The organism is Herminiimonas sp. NPDC097707, from assembly GCF_044761395.1.
Taxonomy (GTDB): Bacteria; Pseudomonadota; Gammaproteobacteria; order Burkholderiales; family Burkholderiaceae_D; genus Oxalicibacterium.
This window is the reverse complement of sequence record NZ_JBIWCI010000001.1, coordinates 2,052,269-2,071,477: the sequence shown is the minus strand read 5'-3', so window position 1 is coordinate 2,071,477 and position 19,209 is coordinate 2,052,269. Positions and strand designations below refer to the sequence as shown.

Below are 19,209 nucleotides of genomic sequence, written 5' to 3'. Positions count from 1 at the left end.
TTGTGGTCGGATGAAATTCATGCAGAATTCATCCGACCATTTTGTTTTGAGAAGTGAATGTCTATTGTGAATATCGTCAGTCGCATCGCCTTACCTTTGCTGCTATTGCTGGGCTGTACTGCTGCGGCAAATGCCGGTGCAGGCGCTGCGATCACTGCGCCTGCTGTGGCGGCGCCGACCGAACTTGAGAAGTGGTGCCGACGTCTGGTGGTGCGCTTGCCTGGTATCACGAATCCGATGTGCAAGCGCAGTGCGCTGGCGCCGACCGGCGTCAATTCGCTGCAAGGATTTCCCCTGCTGGCACGCCAGATCCCTGCGGTTAAAAGCGAGGGCCATACTCATCCGCCGCTACGCGTGTTGCTGATGGGTGGTATTCATGGCGATGAACTGACTTCTTCCTCTATCGTGTTTCGCTGGCTGGAATGGATGCAGACGCCAGCCGCGCAACATTTTGAATGGAGTGTGGTGCCGGTCGTCAATCCCGACGGTTTGCTGGCGCCGCGCGCCCGGCGCATGAATGCGAATGGCGTCGATTTGAATCGCAATTTCCCGACGCCGGGCTGGCAACAGGATGCGCCGCGTTACTGGGCCGCCAGAACCAAAAGCGATCCGCGCCGTTTCCCCGGGCACGCTCCCTTGTCCGAGCCTGAGAGCCGCTGGGTACATGACGAAATGCTGCGTTTCCGGCCGGATGTGATTATTTCCGTGCATGCGCCTTTTGGCGTGCTGGATTTCGACGGTCCGGCGCAACCGCCGCGTCGCTTTGGCCGTTTGCTGCTGAATCGCGTAGGCGTATATCCCGGTTCTCTGGGCAACTATAGTGGGGTCCACAAAAATGTGCCGGTGATCACGATTGAGTTACCGAATGCACAAAAAATGCCATCGGAAGCGGAAGTGAAACGTATCTGGCTGGATATGCTGGGCTGGATACGCGATAACGTCGAGCCGCAGGGGGAAATCGCCAGAGTGCATTCCGTTTCCCTGCCGAATTTAGCGCCGCTGAAAAAATAATTTCCACCGGCCGAACATGGTCGCCGGCATGTTTTTAGATTAAAATAGCACCCGCATCAAGGAGCGTTGCGACAGATCGTTCGATCTGCCAGGCTTGATGCGGTCAGTACCAGCAACTGCGCTCACGTTTCTTTTTTTCTAACGAAAGGAGGGCGTGATGAACGCCGCAGTTATGACCACCTCTACCAATTTTTCCGATTATGTAATCGCCGACTTGTCCCTGTCCGTTTGGGGTGACAAGGAAATTCGCATCGCCGAAACCGAAATGCCGGGCCTGATGGCCATCCGCGAAGAATTCGCCGCAGCGCAGCCACTCAAAGGCGCGCGCATCACCGGTTCCATCCACATGACGATTCAAACCGCCGTGCTGATCCAGACTCTGGAAGCATTGGGTGCGAAAGTGCGTTGGGCATCGTGCAATATCTATTCGACACAAGATCACGCTGCTGCAGCCATCGCTGCGGCTGGCACACCAGTATTCGCGGTCAAAGGCGAAACACTGGACGACTACTGGGATTACACCCACCGCATTTTTGAATGGCCGAACGACGCCAAAGGCGCGCCGGTTTATTCGAACATGATTCTGGATGATGGCGGCGACGCAACATTGTTGCTGCACCTCGGCACCCGTGCAGAAAAAGATGTATCAGTCTTGAACAACCCAGGTTCGGAAGAAGAAATCTGCCTGTTCAATTCGATCAAGAAACATCTGGCAGTGGACGCGACTTGGTACTCCAAGCGCTTGCCACAAATCCTTGGCGTGACCGAAGAAACCACCACCGGCGTGCATCGTTTGTACCAAATGCACAAGGAAGGCAAACTGGCTTTCCCTGCGATCAACGTTAACGATTCCGTTACCAAATCCAAGTTCGACAATCTGTACGGCTGCCGCGAATCGCTGGTTGACGGCATCAAGCGCGCAACCGACGTCATGATCGCCGGTAAAGTTGCAGTCATCGCCGGTTACGGTGACGTCGGCAAAGGTTCGGCACAAGCAATGCGTGCCTTGTCAGCACAAGTCTGGGTAACTGAAATCGATCCTATCTGCGCATTGCAGGCAGCGATGGAAGGTTATCGCGTTGTGACCATGGAATACGCTGCTGAACACGGCGACATTTTCGTTACCTGTACCGGCAACTACCACGTCATCACGCATGACCACATGGCTAAGATGAAAGACCAGGCGATTGTCTGCAACATCGGTCACTTCGACAATGAAATCGAAGTCGCTGCGTTGAAGCAATACACATGGGAAAACATCAAGCCGCAAGTCGATCACATCATTTTCCCGGACGGCAAGCGCATCATCCTGCTGGCTGAAGGTCGCTTGGTTAACCTCGGTTGCGGTACTGGCCATCCGTCGTACGTGATGAGCTCGTCGTTTGCAAACCAAACGATCGCACAGATCGAGTTGTACGCGAACACGAAAAACTACCCAGTCGGCGTCTACACGCTGCCTAAGCATCTGGATGAAAAAGTCGCGCGTCTGCAATTGAAGAAACTCAATTCGCAGTTGACGACTCTGACGACAGAGCAAGCCGATTATATTGGCGTGCAAAAAACCGGCCCTTACAAGCCAGAGCACTATCGTTACTAAGCAGTCGGCGCGCGACAGCGCCGTGGCATATCGAGCTGGTGTTTGACAGAAGTAGCCGGGCCGCTTCACTGTGTATCAGTGAGGCGGCGATTTTCTGCCCTTGATTGAAAGGAAAAATCATATGCGCTTATTGTTAATCTGGGCGATCAATGCGGCGGCGCTGTTTGCGCTTCCTTACCTGATGACATCGATCAGGGTCGATGGCGTATGGACGGCGCTCATTGCAGCGCTGGTGCTGGGTCTGGTGAATGCCTTGATCCGGCCTGTGCTGGTCTTGCTCACCTTGCCGGTCACCTTGCTGACACTGGGACTATTCATTTTTGTGATCAATGCGCTGATGTTCTGGGGCGTATCGCAATTGGTGGGTGGCTTCCATGTCGCCGGTTTCTGGTCGGCGTTCGGCGGTGCGATCCTGTACAGCCTCATCTCGTGGATACTGTCCTCGCTCTTACTCCAAGAAACATGACACAACAAAACTTCAGCATAGAATTTTTCCCGCCCAAGACGCCGCTCGGCGTCGAGAAGCTGCGGGTGACGTGCGCCAAGCTGGCCGAGCTGAATCCGAAGTATTTTTCGGTCACCTTTGGTGCCGGCGGTTCGACGCAACACGGTACGCTGGATACGGTACTGGAAATTCGCGGTGCTGGTCACGATGCGGCGCCGCATCTTTCCTGCCTGGGTAGTTCGCGTGAAAATCTGCGTGCGATTTTGCAGGAATACAAATCGCACGGGATCAAACGTATCGTTGCCTTGCGCGGCGATCTGCCCAGCGGTTACGGCGCGATGGATGCCTCGTCCAGCGAATTTCATTACGCCAACGAACTGGTGGAATTCATACGCGCGGAAACCGGCGACTGGTTTCATGTAGAAGTCGCCGCCTATCCGGAAATGCATCCACAAGCCAAGTCGCCCGGCGACGATATCGCCAGCTATGTACGCAAGGTCAAGGCGGGTGCGGATTCAGCCATCACGCAGTATTTCTACAATGCGGATGCCTATTTCCGTTTTGTCGATGATGCACGCAAGGCCGGTGCAGATGTGCCGGTGACGGCTGGTGTGATGCCTATCACCAACTATTCGCAACTGATGCGCTTTTCGGATATGTGCGGCGCGGAAATTCCGCGCTGGATACGTTTGAAACTGGCCAGTTATAACGACGATACTGATTCGATACGCGCCTTCGGTCTGGATGTGGTGACGGATTTGTGCGAGCGCTTATTGGCTGGCGGTGCACCCGGCCTGCATTTCTATACGCTGAATCAGGCCGCAGCCACGCATGCAATATGGAGTCGTTTGAATCTGTCACAGAAGTAAGCCGGAGCTAATTTTGGGACTAAAAAAGCCGCGTACGCGGCTTTTTTTATGCGTGATCTTGTGCCAGCGTCATCGATGGCGTCATCACCATATCCAGCGCAATGTCATATGGATCGGCAGAAAAAAAGGTTTCTGCATTGGCGTAAGCGACGCCTATCGTATGTGGTCGCGGGACGGATGCCAACGTCCTGTCGTAAAAACCGCCGCCATAACCGAGTCGAAAGCGCTGCGCGTTAAAACCTACGCAGGGGATGATCAGCGCTTGTGGCTGCAGTTCGGTATGTTGATCTGCCGGCACGGCCGCGCCGTATCGGTCTCTGATGACGGGGTCGCCGGGCGTCCACGCACAGAACTTTAAAGGTGCGTTATCACTCACAACCACAGGCAGTGCGAGTTGCACGCCCAGTTCAGCGAGTGTTGCATAGGCGGTATTCACATCAGGTTCGCCGCGCATCGGCCAGTAAACGCCCACGGTATGGAGGCGTTTGATGGTCCACCATGCCATGATTTGTTCGACAAGTTGCTTATCCCAAAGCAGACGTTGCTCGGCAGTGATGGCATTGCGTGATGCGAGCAGGGTTTTGCGTAATTCAGTCTTGTTTTGCATGTATGCAGACACGGATGCAGCGGCGTCGCGTGCTATTCTAGTTATCGTTGCGGTTCAGTATAAGCGGGTCAAACGAAGGGTCACCGAATTCATGTTGTCGAATAAATTATTTTCTCGAATATTGCTGGTCGCGGTATCGGCAGTCTTGCTGTTGCCAGCGGCACATGCGCAAAAACGGCCTAATGGTTTTGCCAGCGACGACGATGCCTTTCTGGCGTTGCGCGATGCCTCGCGGCGCAACGATGCCGCGCGCGCCAGCGACATTGCAGCGAATCTGGGCAATTATCCGATCCCGTCCTACGTTGAATATTACCAGCTGAAACCGCGTCTGAAAGACGCCTCGGCAAGCGAGGTGCTGGCTTTCCTGAATCGTTACAGCGGCAGCGCCATTGCGGACCGCCTGCGCAACGACTGGTTGCTCGAACTTGGCAAGCGGCGCGACTGGCTCACTTTCGATGAACAGTATCCGCAATTTCAATTGAACGACGATACACAGCTGAAATGCTATGCGCTGATGTCGAAGGCTTTAAAAGGTATCAAGGTAGCAGATGAAGCGCGCGCATTGCTGAATGTGCCCAAGGATTTCGGCGAAGGCTGCATGGCGCTGATTACAACCCTGATGGAAACGAAGCAGTTTGACGAGAACGATCTGTGGGCGCAGATCCGCCTCGCATCGGACACGGGATCTACCGATTATGTGCGCCGCTTTGTACCGCTGACCGGTATCGAAGATGGTTCCCTGGTCGCCGCCATGGAAAAGCCTGCCTCTGTCGTGGCGCGTGGCGTCGGCTTTCGCCGTGTCCGGCATGAGGTATATGTCATTGCGCTGGGACGCATCGCCAGAAGCAATCCGGCGCAGGCGGCCGATATCCTGTCGAACAACACACTGTTGCTGAGCAAAAAACAGGAAGGATTCGCCTGGGGGCAGATCGCCTATCAGGCGTCGATGAAGCTGGCGCCGGAGGCAATGCAATACTGGCGCAAGGCCGGTGATGCACCGTTGTCTCTGGAAGCACATCAATGGAAAATTCGTGCCGCCTTGCGCGCGGGCGACTGGAAACTGGTGAGCGCCGGCATAGAAGCGATGCCGGCATCCTTGCGTGATGATGCCGCATGGGTTTACTGGCGCGCGCGCGCCTTGCGTGAAGAGGGTAAGGTCGAGGCTGCGAATGCACGCTTCCAGTCGATTGCACCGCAAACCAGTTTCTACGGCCAGCTGGCGCTGGAAGAACTGGGACAGAAAATTACGATTCCACCGCGTGCCTTGCCTGTCACTGAAGATGAAATCGCACCGATGACGAGCAATGCCGGTTTCCGCCGCTCCCTCAAGTTCTTCGATCTGGATTTGCGTTTTGAAGCTTATCGCGAGTGGAACTGGGAATTGCGCAAAATGAATGACAGGCAGTTGCTGGCGGCGGCAGAATTCGCGCGTCGCAACGATGTGCTGGATCGCATGGTCAATACGTCGGATCGGACCAAAACCGAGTTCGATTTTACGCAGCGTTTCCCTACGCCGCATCGCGACATCATGCAGGCAACGACGCAGCGTCAGGGCATGGAAATGGCCTGGGTCTATGGCTTGATACGTCAGGAATCGCGTTTCATCATGAATGCGCGTTCGCACGTGGGCGCTTCTGGCCTGATGCAATTGATGCCGGCGACTGCAAGACATGTTGCCAAGAAAATCGGATTGAGCGATTTTTCGCCAAGGCAGGTCAATGAAATCGAAACTAATATTCTGCTCGGCACCAGTTATCTGAACATGGTGTTGAGCGATCTGGAAGGTTCGCAAACGCTGGCGACTGCCGCCTACAATGCAGGGCCGGGACGCCCACGCACCTGGCGCTCGACACTGGTGCGGCCGGTGGAAGGGGCGATCTTTGCCGAGTCGATTCCATTTTCGGAAACCCGCGACTACGTGAAAAAAGTATTGTCGAATGCGACCTACTATGCTGCGATGTTCGAAGGCAAGCCGCAATCGCTGAAAGCACGTCTGGGCAATGTGGCACCGGCTTCTTTCGTGCCGACGGATTTGCCGTGATCAACATGCGTTGATCGTCAGGCGCATACGCTACCGCTGAAGCCATCCAATAGAATATTTTCTCTTGACGGGATTTATGCAAACTACAGAACTCGATCCAGCGCTGTCGCAAACACTAGACAGCACCGGGAAAAACGGTTTGAAACTGGTCATCGCCAACAAGAATTATTCATCCTGGTCCATGCGTCCATGGGTGGCGATGACGGCATTCAATATCCCGTTCCAGGAAGTTTCCCTGCTGCTCGATCGCTCGGATACCGCGATGCAGATTGCGCATTATTCGTCTGCCGGCCGGGTGCCTATCCTGCTTGCCGGCGAAACGACGATCTGGGATTCGCTGGCGATCTGCGAATATCTGGCAGAGCAGTTTCCGGAAAAGAAAATGTGGCCGGAAGATGTCGCGGCACGCGCACTGGCGCGTTCGATTTGTGCAGAAATGCATTCCGGCTTTACCGGTGTGCGCTCCGCGATGTGGATGAATATCCGCGCAAGGTTTCCCGGCAAGGGACGCACCATAGATGCTCAGGCAGATATCGGTCGCATCAGCGAGATATGGGAAACCTGCCTTGCCTTGTCAGGTCCCAGCGAATTTTTGTTCGGTGAATTCTCGATCGCCGATGCGTATTTCGCACCGGTTGTCATGCGTTTTCGGACCTATGACGTCGTGCTGGGCCCGGCGCTCGATGCCTACGTCGAACGGATTGCGGGGCATCCGGCGGTGGCGCAATGGATCAGCGGCGCGCTGGCTGAAACCGCGCGCATCGCAAAATACGATGTCTATCCTGATTGATTCCCGATTGAGTCCGAATCGAGTTCTTCTGAAATGAAAACCTATATCGTAGGCGGCGCGGTGCGCGATGAATTGCTGGGTGTCGCGGTCAAGGATCGCGACTACGTGGTGGTCGGTGCGACGCCCGAACAAATGATCGCGCAGAACTACACGCCGGTCGGCAAGGATTTCCCGGTATTCCTGCATCCGGTCACGCATGAAGAATATGCGCTGGCGCGCACCGAACGCAAGACGGCGCCCGGTTACAAGGGTTTCGTATTTCATACGGATGCCGGCGTCACGCTGGAAGAGGATTTGATCCGGCGCGACCTGACGGTCAACGCAATGGCCAAGGATGCCGATGGCAGGATCGTCGACCCCTTCGGCGGCAGGCGCGATCTCGAACAAAAAATATTTCGGCATGTATCGTCTGCATTTGCAGAAGATCCGGTGCGCATATTGCGCGTGGCGCGGTTTGCCGCACGCTTTCCGCAATTCTCGGTGGCGGCGGAAACCAATGCATTGATGCAGGCGATGGTCGCGGCAGGCGAAGTCGATGCGCTGGTGCCGGAACGTACCTGGCAGGAACTGGCGCGCGGTTTGATGGAGGTGCAGCCGTCGCGCATGTTTGCGGTATTGCGCGATTGCGGCGCCCTGCAAAGAATGCTGCCGGAACTCGATGCCTTGTGGGGTGTGCCGCAACCGGAAAAATTTCATCCGGAAATCGATACCGGGGTGCACGTGATGATGGTGGTCGATTACGCGGCCCAACACAATCTGGCGCTGCCAATACGTTGTGCCGCGCTATTTCATGATCTGGGCAAGGGTGTAACACCGCCGGAGATGTGGCCGCGTCATCATGGCCACGAGATGCAGAGTGCGAAGCTGGTAGAGACCGTTTGCCAGCGCCTGAAGATCCCTAACGATTGCCGCGATCTGTCGGTCATGACGGCGCGTGAACACGGCAATATCGGCCGTGCGCTGGAGTTGCGCGCAGCAACCATCGTGACTTTGTTCGAGCGTTGCGATGCCTTTCGCAAGCCGCAACGTTTCATCGACATGCTGCAGGCATCGGAATGCGATCATCGCGGTCGTCCCGGATTTGCTGACGTGCCGTTTCCGCAGAATGCGTATATGCAAAAGGCATTGGCTGCTGCGCAAACGGTCAATGGCGGCGAAGTTGCGGCCCTCATGCAGCAGCGCTGGCCGGATCAGCCGACGCGCATTCCAGAGGCCATCCGCGAGGCGCGGGTGAAGGCGGTGGCGCTTGCCATCAATGAAGTGAAAACTCCCAGCTAGCTGCCAATCGACAGCAGCCAGCCGCTTGTTTCCAGTGTATAAATTTTAGCGGATGAAGCGTCCATCCTTGCTGATCATCGTCATTTCAACAAATTCACTGCCGGTGTGATCGGTCGGTGCATAGCTGACCATCAAGCCGCCCATATCGAATTTCTGGATGGATTCCAGTGCACGCACGAAACCTTCGCGCGTCAGATTGCGACCTGCACGTTTCAAGCCCTCGACCAATACCTTGGCTGCCACAAAACCCTCCATCGCCGCGTACGACACGGTGGCATTGTTGGCCTTGGCAAGCGCCATGAATTCCTTGCCCAAACCGGTAGTCACCGAATTGGGTGCCGGTGTAATTTGCGACACGATCACGCCAGTGCCGGCAGGGCCAAGCTCTTGCACGAAGGACTGCGAAGAATTGTTCGATAGCGTCATGATTTGCACCAGGCTGCCCTTGGCGCGGATTGCCTTGATAATTGCAATGGTATGGGCAGAAGAACTGACGATGATCAAGGCGTTCGGGTTTGCTTTGACGATGGCATTGGCGGTTACCTCATAATCCGGTTTGGTGCGGGGGAAAGAGGCAACGATGGCTGGAATCATGCTGCGCTCATTCATCGCGCTGACGAAACCCGCCAGCCCATCCGTGCCAAAGGAATCGTCTACATGCAGCAGGCCTATGCTGCTTGAGCCTATGGTAGCGAAATGCTCGACGCCTTTCCTCACCTCATCCTGATATTTTGCGCGTACGTTGAATAACAGCGGATTGACGGGCGCATGAAAAACCATCGCGCCGGTACTGGGGGCAATCAGCGGGATTTTGTTGGCGGCCAGAATGGGGGCGATGGCTTCCGTGAGCGGCGTGCCGCGATTCTGGAATAGGGCAAACACGCGCTCCTTCTTGATCAGCAGCTCTGCATTCGCAGCGGCTAGCTTGGCATCGAACTTGTCGTCCAGTGTGAGCAATTCGATTTTGCGACCATTCACGCCGCCGCGGCTGTTGATGCTGGCGAGGTAGGCGTTGGCGCCTTCATTCATTTCTTTTACCGGGCCGGCGATGGTGCCGGTCAGGCCGACTGTCTGGCCTATCAAAATCCTGGTATCGGTCACGCCATCTTCTGCATAAGCGAGGCAGAAAAAATTGACGAAAATCAGACCGGCAATCAATGTACGCAAAGAATAGAACATGCTGTCTCCCTGAGGCGGCCGTGTGCGCATGGATGCGCTTGTCGGCTCATTATTGTGATGCTCGCGCCAGCATGCCATAGACGCGTGGTCTGGCGGCTGATTTTTCCATTATTGGCAATTTAATACGACATTTGTGTTGGTCGTTGCAACGGTGTGCGGACACAGAAATGCAGGGCAATGAAAAACGGGAAAAATCGGTGGGTGAAAGCAGGGGGGGGGCGGTATTTTCGGAGGGGCATGCATGCGCAGATGCGCATCAGGTCATGGGCACATGACGTCGGGTGGAAAGCGCGTACAGGCGTAATTCATCGCGTGTCACGCGACCATCGCGATTGGCATCGATTCTTTCAAAATCATTTACCACGCGAAACATTTTGGCAGCTTTGGCTTGCGGTTTGGTGAGGCTTTCAACGCGGGAGACATCTGTACCAGGGGCGGAATGTTGCGTTGCATTCAGGCGCGTTTCCTTTGCAATGGATGGTTGCAAAAATGCAACGTTGCCAAGTAGAGCCGCCATTAATACGATTGATTTTATGTGCATGATTGTCCCTTTGATTAACGCGGCCAGACAGAAATGCGCGCGCTGTCTTTATATTGAAAAGGCATTCGTCATGCTTCACCAATGCATTTACGCCTTGTTACATTTGGATATTAATTTTCTTCATAAGCATCAGCCAAAATCTTCGTTGGCGGTGCTGTACCTGATGTGTAATCTGAAACGGCTGGATGAAAAATTTCGTTTGGAGTGCAGAGAAATTCTGCTAGGAGGTATTGCCGTGGATTTACTTGATGCGATTACTGCGGCATCGGCTGCCGCAGTGGTGATTGCTGCATTGATTTATCGTTTGTAGCCAGACTTTGCCTGCGCCTGTGTTTACAGTTTCGGGATATGCAGCGTCTTGCTGATCATCAAAGTCCCGGACAGGACGAACAGCAAGGCGAACGGATGCAGTTCCCACGGGCCCAGCATCCAGATGTCGCCGGCAATTGCCGAGCCTATGCGTCCCTGCGATGCCAGCCATGCCAATATGCCGGTAATCAGCACGCTGGTGGGAATCGGCGTGCCTTCAAAATATGCCACCTTGTCGGCGCCTTCGGACAGGGTTTCTGCCGTGACGTTGTAACGTGCCAGGCGACTGACGCCGCAGCAGACGAAATAAATCATTGCCACCCAATCCCAGCCGCCGGTTAAGCCGGCAGCAAAACCCAACGTGACCGGCGCGAGGCCGAATGAAATGACATCGGCGAGCGAATCCAGTTCGCGTCCCATTGCTGAGTGCTGGCGACGCCAGCGAGCAATCTTGCCGTCCAGTACATCGAATATAAATGCGGCGGGAGCCATTGCTGCTGCCGCGTAAAAATGGGTGAGCGATTGGCTGTTCATATAGAGCATCGCGAAAAATACCGCAGCGACGCCGCAAGCCGCATTGCCCAGTGTAAAGAAGTCAGCGAGGTGAAAGCCGCGCAACATGGAAAAGTGTTTGCGTGGTGCTTTGGGTGAAGGCATTGCGTATCTCTTTGAAGTTTTTAAATAAATTCATGGCCGGATCGGCTGCAGCATCAGGGCTGCGAACGCGATGGACAATTTTGCCAGGGCAAGTATGTCATTGAATCAAAAAATTGTGCAGGGAAAATAGTCGCATACGGCTTCTGCAGACAAGCTTGCTTTCATGTTCAGGATTGCTATATTTTAATTTTTCATAAGTTGGCTAGCGCACATACAAGGCAGCGTTTGCGTCCTAGCCTGATATTTTTACGCAGGAGGACAATATGTTATTTGCTCACGATGTATTTTGTAAGGTGCCGCAACGCGCACTTGCCTTATCCATTTTTGCGGTCGTCTTGTCCTTGGGTTCGACTGCTGTACTGGCAGCTGATACCGCCACCAGTACTTATCAGCAAGAGCGTGCCGCCTGCCTGAAAGGGCAAACCTATGAGGATAAGGCGACTTGTCTGAAGGAAGCTGGCGCAGCACTTAACGAGGCCAGGCGTGGCCGCCTGAGTGAGGGTACGACCTCGCACGAGAAAAACGCGCTCATGCGCTGCAATGCATTGCCGGCGGCGGACCGCGAGGATTGCGCACGTCGCGTACGCGGCGAGGGAACGGTTTCGGGCAGCGTAGGAACCGGTGGCATTTATCGTGAAACCACCACGGTCATTGTTGGGCCGCAGCCGGCACCTGCGCAGCCTATGCCTATGCAAAACCAACGTTATTGATAGGCATTATGCTGGTTGAGGGCAGGCTACCGTACCTGCCTTCAACGGATGCAGGCTTCAAGCCCGGCTTGTGCCGTGCGTGCAGCAAGCTTATCCGGCAATGAAGTCGGCATATCCGCGTGCGCGCAGCTTGCATGCCGGACAGCTGCCGCAGCCATAGCCCCAGTCGTGCAATTCGCCGCGTTCACCGAGATAGCAGGTGTGCGTTCCTGTGCGAACCAGATTCAGCAAAGGCGTTCCGCCCAGATCCTGCGCCATTTTCCACGTAGCAGCCTTGTCTATCCACATCAACGGCGTTTCGATCTTCAGATTTGTCGCCATGCCGAGATTGAGCGCGGTCTGCAAGGCTTTCATCGTGTCGTCGCGGCAATCCGGATAGCCGGAAAAATCGGTTTCGCACATCCCGCCTACCAGCACGTCCAAGCCGCGGCGATACGCCACGGTGGCGGCGACTGTCATGAAAAGTAGATTGCGGCCGGGGACGAAAGTATTGGGCAGACCGTTTTCCAGCATCGCAATTTCGACATTGCTGGTTAATGCAGTATCGGAAATTTTTGCAATGAGAGAAAGATCGATCATGTGATCTTCACCTAGCTTGCTGTCCCATTCAGGTGAAAGAAAACGCATATTTTCCAGCAGGAATGGACGCACCGCCAATTCGATGGCGTGGCGCTGGCCGTAGTCGAAACCTATGGTTTCCACTCGTGCATAGTGCGTGAGCGCCCAGGCCAGGCAGGTGGTGGAGTCTTGTCCACCGCTGAAGAGTACCAATGCGCTATCTGCAGAATTCATCTGTTCCTTGTCAATCAAAAATCGATGGCCGCATTATATGCGTGGCCAGCCTTGCTTCGTTTCAGCTCTCAGGATTGCGGCGTGATCTTGGCGATGGTTTGCTCGATGAAATCGCCTGAGGGCTCGGCAAAACGTATGCGTACCGGATACCACTCTTTGCCTGGTGCAAACCAGATGTCGATTTTCTGACTCTTGTCGCTGCCTTTGACGAGCTTGCTGACCTTGATTGTTTTCAGGTCGCCCAAAGAGGTTTTGAGCGTTTCCGCTTTGCCGACCTTGAACGTCCACTGATCTGCATCTTTTTGTCCGGCGACCATCATGGAAATACTGGCGCCGGTCTTGAATTTTGCCGGCGTGCTGCGTGCCATGGTTGCGAGTTGCCAGACGACGCTGTTGCGATCCTGTTCGCCGCCCTTGATCGGATAGCTGGCATCGGATGCGCTGAAAGTGATGCTGCGGGTTTCGCGATTGAAGGTGGTGGTGGTCGGGTCCTTGCGCATGCGTTTCTCGGTGGAGGTGAGAGGGGCAAGGCCGTAGGCATCAATGGCTCCTTCGCTTTTTGCTTCAAGAATTTTCCCCAGCAGCATGGCCCGGGTCTCGGTGTTGATCGAATAGTGATTCTTGTCCTGGCGCCAATGCAGGATGGCGGTTCCATTCAAGGACAGACCGCTCTGATGTGCGTTGATGGTGTAGTGCAGATCAGCGGAGGCAGGTGGATTGGCGGTAAATTTTGCTGGCGCTTGTGCGGAAGCGACGAGTGGCGATGCGCTTATCGTGCCGGCAAGGATTAAATTGAAAACAAATCGGGGGAAAAATCGTGCGAAGAAACGGCTCATTGAATCACCAAAATAATAAGTGGTTGAAAATATCAGACTAATGTACTGCGGAAACGTTCAGGCTGGTCAGCGTCATGTCGAGGTAATCGCCATTGCTTTCGGTATAGCGCAAGCGCACCGGGTACCAGTTCTGCTCCGGTGCAAGCCAGATATCCAGCTTTTGATCATGCGAACCGCTGCGTGGTGCGCGCGCAAGATGCCAGGCCTGCGTGCTGATGCCATCGATGGTGATCTCTTCCAGGCCGAGCACCAGAATCTGCCAGGTTTCTGCATTGCGGGTGCCGGCCACGAATAGGTCGATGCTGGCACCGGGAACAAATTTCCCGCTGTCGCCGCGTCCTATGCCGGCCAGTTGCCAGATGATGCTGGCCCGGTCCTGTTCGCCGCCGCTGCGCGGATACGATAACGTGGAAGATGAAAAACTGATGGTATTGCGTTCGCGATGGAAGTGCGTATTGGTCTCTGCCTTGCGGAAGCGTTTTTCACTATACAGCTCGGGAACTATACCAGTGTCTTCTATGGTGCCGGTGCTCTGAAAGCGCAGGGCGGTAATGAAGAGCACGCCAAAATCGCCATTCACGCTGTACTTGCTGCCGTCGGTGTGCCAGCTGATGGTGCCGCTGCCATACATGGGCGCGCCTTCCGTCGGCGTTTTTTGCACATCGTATTTCAGATCGGCGGAAGGTGGTAGGTCGATGTTGTAGTGCACACTGTTTGGTTCTGTGTCGGCAGCGGGCATCTCTGTGGCTGTAGACGTGGCAATGTCGTCGCCGTTTTCGCTGTCGGGGAAATCTGCCCTTGCTGTTTCGCTGGCGGCCAGTGCCGGCGAAATTTCAGGCGGTGGTGAGAGACGTGGTCTTGGTGGACGCGGTGTGTGCCTGACGGGTTTGGGCGCGGCTTTTATCACGGGTTTGGGTGGCGGCGCTGTCAGCGTGGCCGTTATCACGGCAGTATTTTCCGGCGCATGCATGGCGGGAAAACGAAGCAGTCCGCCTAGCCAGCCAAGCGCAAGCAGATGCAAGAGCGCCGCCGCGAGCAACACGAACAGGCTGTGCGAGCGTCTGCTACGGTGTTCAGTCGGGGGAGGGGCCATCGTCATGGCGCCAGTGTAAACGCAAGCCGGTGGCTTGGGTGAGCAGGCAAGGCGAGCGAGCGTGCCAAACATCCCGATATTGCGATTGTCGGCGATGAATTGCACGCAATCAGGAAGTTCAGGAATGTCACGCCTATATCGCAAAGATCAAGGCCGGCGGCGCGATCGCCGCATTAGCATGCCGTTTACGCATCGTTCTCTGCTAAGCTGGAAACGAGAATGATGGCGCTGCGTCGCGTCTTTTGCAGATAGTTTTTCCACCTTGGAGGTGCTACATGACACAGCCCAATATGCCCAATCTTCCCGGCTTCGATGCCATGGCCGACACACTGGAATTCGTCAAAAAAATGTGGGGTGGCGCGCACGCATCGACGGGGATTCCCGGCATGGTGATGCCGACCCTGTCGCTGGATGAAATCAACAAGCAGATCGCCGATCTGAAGGCGGTGGAATCGTGGCTGAACATGAATATGAATATGCTGCGCGGCACGATACAGGCACTGGAAGTACAGGGGGCGACGATCTCGACCTTGCAGGCCATGGGCAAAACCATGGGAGCAACAGCGTTTGGCGCCGATGCACATGCAGATTCGGCGCCACCGGCCGGCACAGGCGCCGAGCATCCTGCGCATGCGGCCGATGCGGCGCATGTATCGGCAGACTGGTGGAATTTACTGCAGCAACAATTTAATCAGGCGGTGAGCGGTGTCATGGCGGAAGAGGCCCGGGCAACGGCCATGCACTCAGGCAAGCCGTCTGCAGCAGCCGCAGCAAAAAAAACTGCTGCTACATCAGAGGCAAAACCGGACAAGAAGCCGCGCAAGAAGCGCGCACCGCCCGCCAAACCGTAAGGCGTGCATCAGCTGAGCGGCTTGCCGGTCGCGGCAGTCGGCGTGGCTACGCGCAAATGGCGGGCAATCCAGATGGTGGCGATGCCGCAGGCAACGGCGATATAACCGACCGTATCGTAATGGACGATTTGTCCGTCCGGCGCACGCGTCATGATCAAGCCGGCCACCAGCGTCGCCAGTCCCGAGGACAGCATTTGCACCGAGGATGCCAAACTCATGAAGGTGCCGCGCACATGCGGCGCCGGCACCGCGCTCACCATTGCCATGCCCGGCACCATGCGGCCCGGCACGAGGATGAAGAACAGCGTGGAATTGATCAGTACCAGCCACCATGCAATCGGCACCAGATGCGTCGTGATCAGCAAGGGGATGAAGGATGCCAGCGCCACGCGCCGAAAAATTTTCAGTTTGCCGTGCTTGTCCGACATCCTGCCGATCAATTGCGAAGTGAAGAATGTCGCGGCACCGCCGCACAGATAGACCACGGTGATAAATGCTTCCGGCAAGCCGACGTTGGTTGTCATATACAAGGCAATATACGGAATCACCGTAAAGCCGGCCATCATCAGCAACGCAATAAACGCAAACGCAGTCAAATGGCTGGGTTCCTTCGCTACCGCGAAAATCTGCTGGAAAATATTGCCGACCCGGTTGCTGTGCAGATGCGCGGTCAGGCTGGGCAGTAATTTGTATCCGATGAGCCAGAATCCGGTAGCCAGCAAGACAATGAAAAAGAAGGGTGCGCGCCAACCGATGGCAGGGAAGGAAGAGGCCAGCAGCAAGCCCAGCGGTACGCCCGCCACAGTCGAGATGGAAAATGCCGTCATCACCGTCCCCATTGCCTTGCCGCGACGTTCGAATGGAATCACGTCCGCCACCATGGTTTGCACCAGTGCGCCCAGAATGCCGCCGAACGCGCCGGCCAGTGCGCGCGCAATCAACAGTGTGGTGTAGTCGGGCGCGAGGCCGCAACACAGCGTTGCGATGATGAACAGTGCGTACAGCGTGAGTATCAGTTTGCGCCTGTCAAAGCGATCGATATAGGAGGCAGCGAGCAAGCCGGAGGCGGCAGCGGTAAACGTGTAGGACGACAGCAATACGCCAAATTGATGCGTATCGATATGCAAGACCCGAATCAGTTGCGGCCCGAGTGGCATCATGATCATGAAATCGAGAATATGCGTGAACTGTATGCCGGCGATGGTCAGCAAAAACAGGCGTTCGTTTTTGACGACGGGTGTGGGTGATGCGGAATGCAAAGATGGTCTGCCGGTTAAGATAACGATGGTAAATGGATATGACTGCTTGATGCGTAAAACCCGATCTGAATTTTTGTGCAATTCGACAAAACCGGATTGATGCAGCCGCCAGTCTAGCGGGTTTTGGCGGCGGGCGTGGGAGGCGGCAATCCGGCTGAGGTCATGCAAATTACCCCTCACGTGTTTTCAGCAAGGCTCCCTGTCCAAGGCGGAATGGCGACATTGTCATCGGGATATTTCCTTTTCGAAAAACTTTGGCGACGAGTATCGGTATAGTAGAGGCCGTGCCCTGATATTTTTTTCATGCCATCAGGGCACAATTTATTTACCTGACAACAAACCAAACAAGGCTGATCGCATGCAATTGATGATGACGAAGTTGTTGAGTGCAGCAGTAGCAGATGCAATCATTGAGGTGCATGCATGATATGGTTTCTTGCATATGTGATGGCCGGTGCGTTTGTCGGCGTATTGGCTGGTTTGCTCGGTATAGGCGGCGGCATGACGCTGGTGCCGATTATTGCAGCCATGTTCGCGGCCCAGCATTTTGCGCCGGATCACGTGGTGCACATGGCACTGGCGACATGCATGGCATCCATCGTATTCACTTCCGGTGCAAGCGTGCGTGAACACCTCAAGTTCGATGGAGTCGATTTCAATATCGTCAAACGCATGACGCCGGGCATGGTGATAGGCAGCCTGCTGGCTACCTCGGTTTCAGCCTGGATTCCGCAACGCCATCTGGCCTTGAGTTTTGCCGTCATCGTATTTTTCGGCGCTACGCAAATCATGCTGAATAAAAAACCGAAGGCTGCGCGGCCGCTGCCGGCGGCCGGGCCGTTGTTCCTTGTTGGCATGGTGATCGGCATCATCGCCGGACTGGTGTCTGCCGGTGGTGCGTTCCTGACGATACCCTTCATGCTGTGGTGCGGCGTGCCGATGAAGAAAACCATAGGCACCGGCGCCTTGATGGGGATTCCGCTGGCGGTGGTCGGGACGATCGGCTACATCATTTCTGGCTGGAGCGTGCCTGATTTGCCGTCTGATGCAATAGGATTCATTTCCATCACAGCACTGGTCGGGATTGTGTGTGGCAGTGTGGTCACGGCACCGTTTGGTGCGCGGTTGGCGCAGCGATTGCCGGTGCCCATATTGAAGCGCATTTTTGCCGGCCTGCTGTATGTGCTGGCCGCCAAGATGCTGTGGACTTACTGGTAACGATAGACTGGCGTACTGACACGATCATTGATCGCGTCAGTACGAACGGGCTCAATTCTTGCGTGAAAACTTCTCTGCCAGCTGATTCAGCTTTTCGGCGCGCAGACGTTCTGCTTCTTCCAGCTTGCGCTGGGTTTCTTCCGCCAGGCGTTGCGCCTTGCGCTGTTCGGCATTCTTTTTAAAACGTTCTTTCAGGGTCGTAGTCGCATGTGTGCGATGCACATCGGTGACTTCATCGGCGTGCGAGCCATCCAGATTGAAACGTACGGTGGCTTTTTCCATGCCCTTCAGATAGCGGAGGGAATTGGTGTGTATGCCGAGCGCAGTACGCAAGGATTTCCGGCTGACATCAGGCGTTAGTGCAATCAGTTGCTTGTCGATGCCGATTGCAAGCGGCAGGAAATCGCCGAACACGGGAAAGTTCTCTTGAAGTTCCTTGAGCAGGATGCGCGCGGATTGAAACGGATTAGGGCTTGATTCGGTCGTCATGAACAGCAGTCGAGCAATGGGTGAGCTAGGGTCCGCAGGATATCACGAAGGCGCGAGATTGCCCGCTTTGTGCAGTTTTTATCTGCCGGCCGGCCGAAGAGTGTGGTCGCAACGTGTACAGTGTGCGCACGAATTACTTATTTTTCGATGAGATGTGAATGATGGTCGACGAAGGCGAGAAAAATCAGGACGAGCAGCTTGAACGTCCCTGGATAGTATTAAAAACCACCTACGATGTAGAAACGTGGATCGATCATCAAAATCGCTCCATCCAGCAATTGGGCAAAAGCAGCAAGGCCAGCGGCTGGGGAATTTGCTTCGGTTTGAGCGAAGGTGGCGAGATTTTCATGCATACGACAGCGGAGGGGGATGTGCTGCTGGATGTGACGCCGGAAGCCGAGTGGGTTGCGCCATTGATTGCAGCGGCGACGCAGGTCGCGGTGCCAAACACACAAATATGGGCCTTGCCGGGCGACAGGCTGACACAATTGGTATTCGGATTAAGCAGCCTGATTGCGACTACTAGGCTGGTGGTCGAGCATAACTTCAATCTGCGGAAGTATTAGGGCGATAGCGCCCCTTATGTGGGTTGTCAGAAAAAGAAAAGGGCGAACCGGCCATGCTGGTTCGCCCTTTT

Annotated in this window: 21 protein-coding genes and 1 riboswitch; of the genes, 12 read left to right on the top strand and 9 right to left on the bottom strand. The window is 55.2% G+C overall.

Translation table 11 applies throughout. The features are described 5' to 3' along the window. Window positions 1-57: 57 nt before the first annotated feature. The 4 genes from ACIQW9_RS10015 to metF all read left to right on the top strand — a co-directional run bounded on the left by ACIQW9_RS10015 (window position 58) and on the right by metF (window position 3,922). Complete coding sequence (locus ACIQW9_RS10015) at window positions 58-1,011, top strand: M14 family zinc carboxypeptidase (protein ID WP_402336131.1); 954 nt, start codon at window positions 58-60, stop codon at window positions 1,009-1,011. 52 nt (window positions 1,012-1,063) lie between these two features. Continuing rightward, window positions 1,064-1,142: riboswitch (S-adenosyl-L-homocysteine riboswitch) on the top strand. 26 nt (window positions 1,143-1,168) lie between these two features. Continuing rightward, window positions 1,169-2,608, top strand: coding sequence for an adenosylhomocysteinase (gene ahcY, locus ACIQW9_RS10010; RefSeq protein WP_402336128.1), 1,440 nt, complete (start codon window positions 1,169-1,171; stop codon window positions 2,606-2,608). Between the two features lie 121 nt (window positions 2,609-2,729). Then, complete coding sequence (locus ACIQW9_RS10005; protein ID WP_402336125.1) at window positions 2,730-3,074, top strand: phage holin family protein; 345 nt, start codon at window positions 2,730-2,732, stop codon at window positions 3,072-3,074. Then, complete coding sequence (metF, locus tag ACIQW9_RS10000) at window positions 3,071-3,922, top strand: methylenetetrahydrofolate reductase [NAD(P)H] (RefSeq protein ID WP_402336123.1); 852 nt, start codon at window positions 3,071-3,073, stop codon at window positions 3,920-3,922. The genes ACIQW9_RS10005 and metF overlap by 4 nt, the downstream gene beginning before the upstream one ends. 46 nt (window positions 3,923-3,968) lie before the next feature. Here metF and ACIQW9_RS09995 read toward each other — a convergent pair whose 3' ends face one another. Beyond that, window positions 3,969-4,529 carry a 5-formyltetrahydrofolate cyclo-ligase gene (locus tag ACIQW9_RS09995; protein ID WP_402336121.1) on the bottom strand — a complete coding sequence of 187 codons (561 nt, stop codon included), beginning with the start codon at window positions 4,527-4,529 and terminating at the stop codon, window positions 3,969-3,971. 91 nt (window positions 4,530-4,620) lie between these two features. Between ACIQW9_RS09995 and ACIQW9_RS09990 the strand changes: the two genes are divergently transcribed. The 3 genes from ACIQW9_RS09990 (at window position 4,621) to ACIQW9_RS09980 (ending at window position 8,638) form a co-directional block, all read left to right on the top strand. Then, a complete protein-coding gene (locus ACIQW9_RS09990; RefSeq protein ID WP_402336118.1) occupies window positions 4,621-6,570 on the top strand; it encodes a transglycosylase SLT domain-containing protein in 1,950 nt (649 codons plus the stop codon). Window positions 6,571-6,646: 76 nt separating this feature from the next. Further along, window positions 6,647-7,360 (top strand): glutathione S-transferase family protein, encoded by a 714-nt coding sequence (locus ACIQW9_RS09985; protein WP_402336115.1) that lies wholly within the window; start codon window positions 6,647-6,649, stop codon window positions 7,358-7,360. 33 nt (window positions 7,361-7,393) lie between these two features. Beyond that, window positions 7,394-8,638, top strand: a complete 1,245-nt coding sequence (locus ACIQW9_RS09980) for a multifunctional CCA addition/repair protein (RefSeq protein ID WP_402336112.1) — start codon at window positions 7,394-7,396, stop codon at window positions 8,636-8,638. Window positions 8,639-8,683: 45 nt separating this feature from the next. Here the strand turns inward: ACIQW9_RS09980 and ACIQW9_RS09975 are convergent, their stop codons facing one another. Both ACIQW9_RS09975 and ACIQW9_RS09970 read right to left on the bottom strand, forming a co-directional pair. Next, window positions 8,684-9,817, bottom strand: a complete 1,134-nt coding sequence (locus ACIQW9_RS09975; protein ID WP_402336109.1) for an ABC transporter substrate-binding protein — start codon at window positions 9,815-9,817, stop codon at window positions 8,684-8,686. A gap of 256 nt (window positions 9,818-10,073) precedes the next feature. Next, window positions 10,074-10,358, bottom strand: a complete 285-nt coding sequence (locus tag ACIQW9_RS09970) for an EF-hand domain-containing protein (protein WP_402336106.1) — start codon at window positions 10,356-10,358, stop codon at window positions 10,074-10,076. Here ACIQW9_RS09970 and ACIQW9_RS09965 point away from each other — a divergent pair. Beyond that, window positions 10,357-10,668, top strand: coding sequence for a hypothetical protein (locus ACIQW9_RS09965; RefSeq protein ID WP_402336104.1), 312 nt, complete (start codon window positions 10,357-10,359; stop codon window positions 10,666-10,668). The two genes, ACIQW9_RS09970 and ACIQW9_RS09965, sit on opposite strands and share 2 nt — an antisense overlap. Before the next feature lie 23 nt (window positions 10,669-10,691). Here ACIQW9_RS09965 and ACIQW9_RS09960 read toward each other — a convergent pair whose 3' ends face one another. Further along, a complete protein-coding gene (locus ACIQW9_RS09960) occupies window positions 10,692-11,324 on the bottom strand; it encodes a phosphatidylcholine/phosphatidylserine synthase (protein ID WP_011872309.1) in 633 nt (210 codons plus the stop codon). Window positions 11,325-11,587: 263 nt separating this feature from the next. Between ACIQW9_RS09960 and ACIQW9_RS09955 the strand changes: the two genes are divergently transcribed. Continuing rightward, on the top strand, window positions 11,588-12,034 hold the full coding sequence (locus ACIQW9_RS09955) for a hypothetical protein (RefSeq protein ID WP_402336100.1): 447 nt from the start codon (window positions 11,588-11,590) through the stop codon (window positions 12,032-12,034). 90 nt (window positions 12,035-12,124) lie between these two features. Here the strand turns inward: ACIQW9_RS09955 and queC are convergent, their stop codons facing one another. The 3 genes from queC to ACIQW9_RS09940 all read right to left on the bottom strand — a co-directional run bounded on the left by queC (window position 12,125) and on the right by ACIQW9_RS09940 (window position 14,860). Continuing rightward, window positions 12,125-12,826 carry a 7-cyano-7-deazaguanine synthase QueC gene (gene queC / locus ACIQW9_RS09950; RefSeq protein WP_402336098.1) on the bottom strand — a complete coding sequence of 234 codons (702 nt, stop codon included), beginning with the start codon at window positions 12,824-12,826 and terminating at the stop codon, window positions 12,125-12,127. Between the two features lie 68 nt (window positions 12,827-12,894). Continuing rightward, window positions 12,895-13,662, bottom strand: coding sequence for a DUF3108 domain-containing protein (locus ACIQW9_RS09945; protein ID WP_402336095.1), 768 nt, complete (start codon window positions 13,660-13,662; stop codon window positions 12,895-12,897). Between the two features lie 37 nt (window positions 13,663-13,699). Further along, entirely contained in the window at window positions 13,700-14,860 is a 1,161-nt protein-coding gene (locus ACIQW9_RS09940; protein ID WP_402336092.1) for a DUF3108 domain-containing protein, read from the bottom strand. Window positions 14,861-15,030: 170 nt separating this feature from the next. Between ACIQW9_RS09940 and ACIQW9_RS09935 the strand changes: the two genes are divergently transcribed. Further along, window positions 15,031-15,606 carry a PhaM family polyhydroxyalkanoate granule multifunctional regulatory protein gene (locus ACIQW9_RS09935; protein WP_402336090.1) on the top strand — a complete coding sequence of 192 codons (576 nt, stop codon included), beginning with the start codon at window positions 15,031-15,033 and terminating at the stop codon, window positions 15,604-15,606. An 8-nt stretch (window positions 15,607-15,614) separates the two neighbouring features. Here ACIQW9_RS09935 and ACIQW9_RS09930 read toward each other — a convergent pair whose 3' ends face one another. Beyond that, the gene (locus ACIQW9_RS09930; protein WP_402336087.1) at window positions 15,615-16,865 is read right to left on the bottom strand and encodes an MFS transporter; all 1,251 of its coding nucleotides are present in this window, start codon (window positions 16,863-16,865) and stop codon (window positions 15,615-15,617) included. 423 nt (window positions 16,866-17,288) lie between these two features. Here ACIQW9_RS09930 and ACIQW9_RS09925 point away from each other — a divergent pair, with 423 nt between their 5' ends. Continuing rightward, window positions 17,289-18,083 carry a sulfite exporter TauE/SafE family protein gene (locus ACIQW9_RS09925; RefSeq protein WP_402336086.1) on the top strand — a complete coding sequence of 265 codons (795 nt, stop codon included), beginning with the start codon at window positions 17,289-17,291 and terminating at the stop codon, window positions 18,081-18,083. Window positions 18,084-18,134: 51 nt separating this feature from the next. Here the strand turns inward: ACIQW9_RS09925 and ACIQW9_RS09920 are convergent, their stop codons facing one another. Beyond that, window positions 18,135-18,572, bottom strand: a complete 438-nt coding sequence (locus tag ACIQW9_RS09920) for a ProQ/FINO family protein (RefSeq protein ID WP_402336084.1) — start codon at window positions 18,570-18,572, stop codon at window positions 18,135-18,137. A 158-nt stretch (window positions 18,573-18,730) separates the two neighbouring features. On the opposite strand from ACIQW9_RS09920, the gene ACIQW9_RS09915 reads away from it, so the two are divergent. Then, window positions 18,731-19,138 (top strand): hypothetical protein, encoded by a 408-nt coding sequence (locus tag ACIQW9_RS09915; protein WP_402336082.1) that lies wholly within the window; start codon window positions 18,731-18,733, stop codon window positions 19,136-19,138. Window positions 19,139-19,209 lie beyond the last annotated feature (71 nt).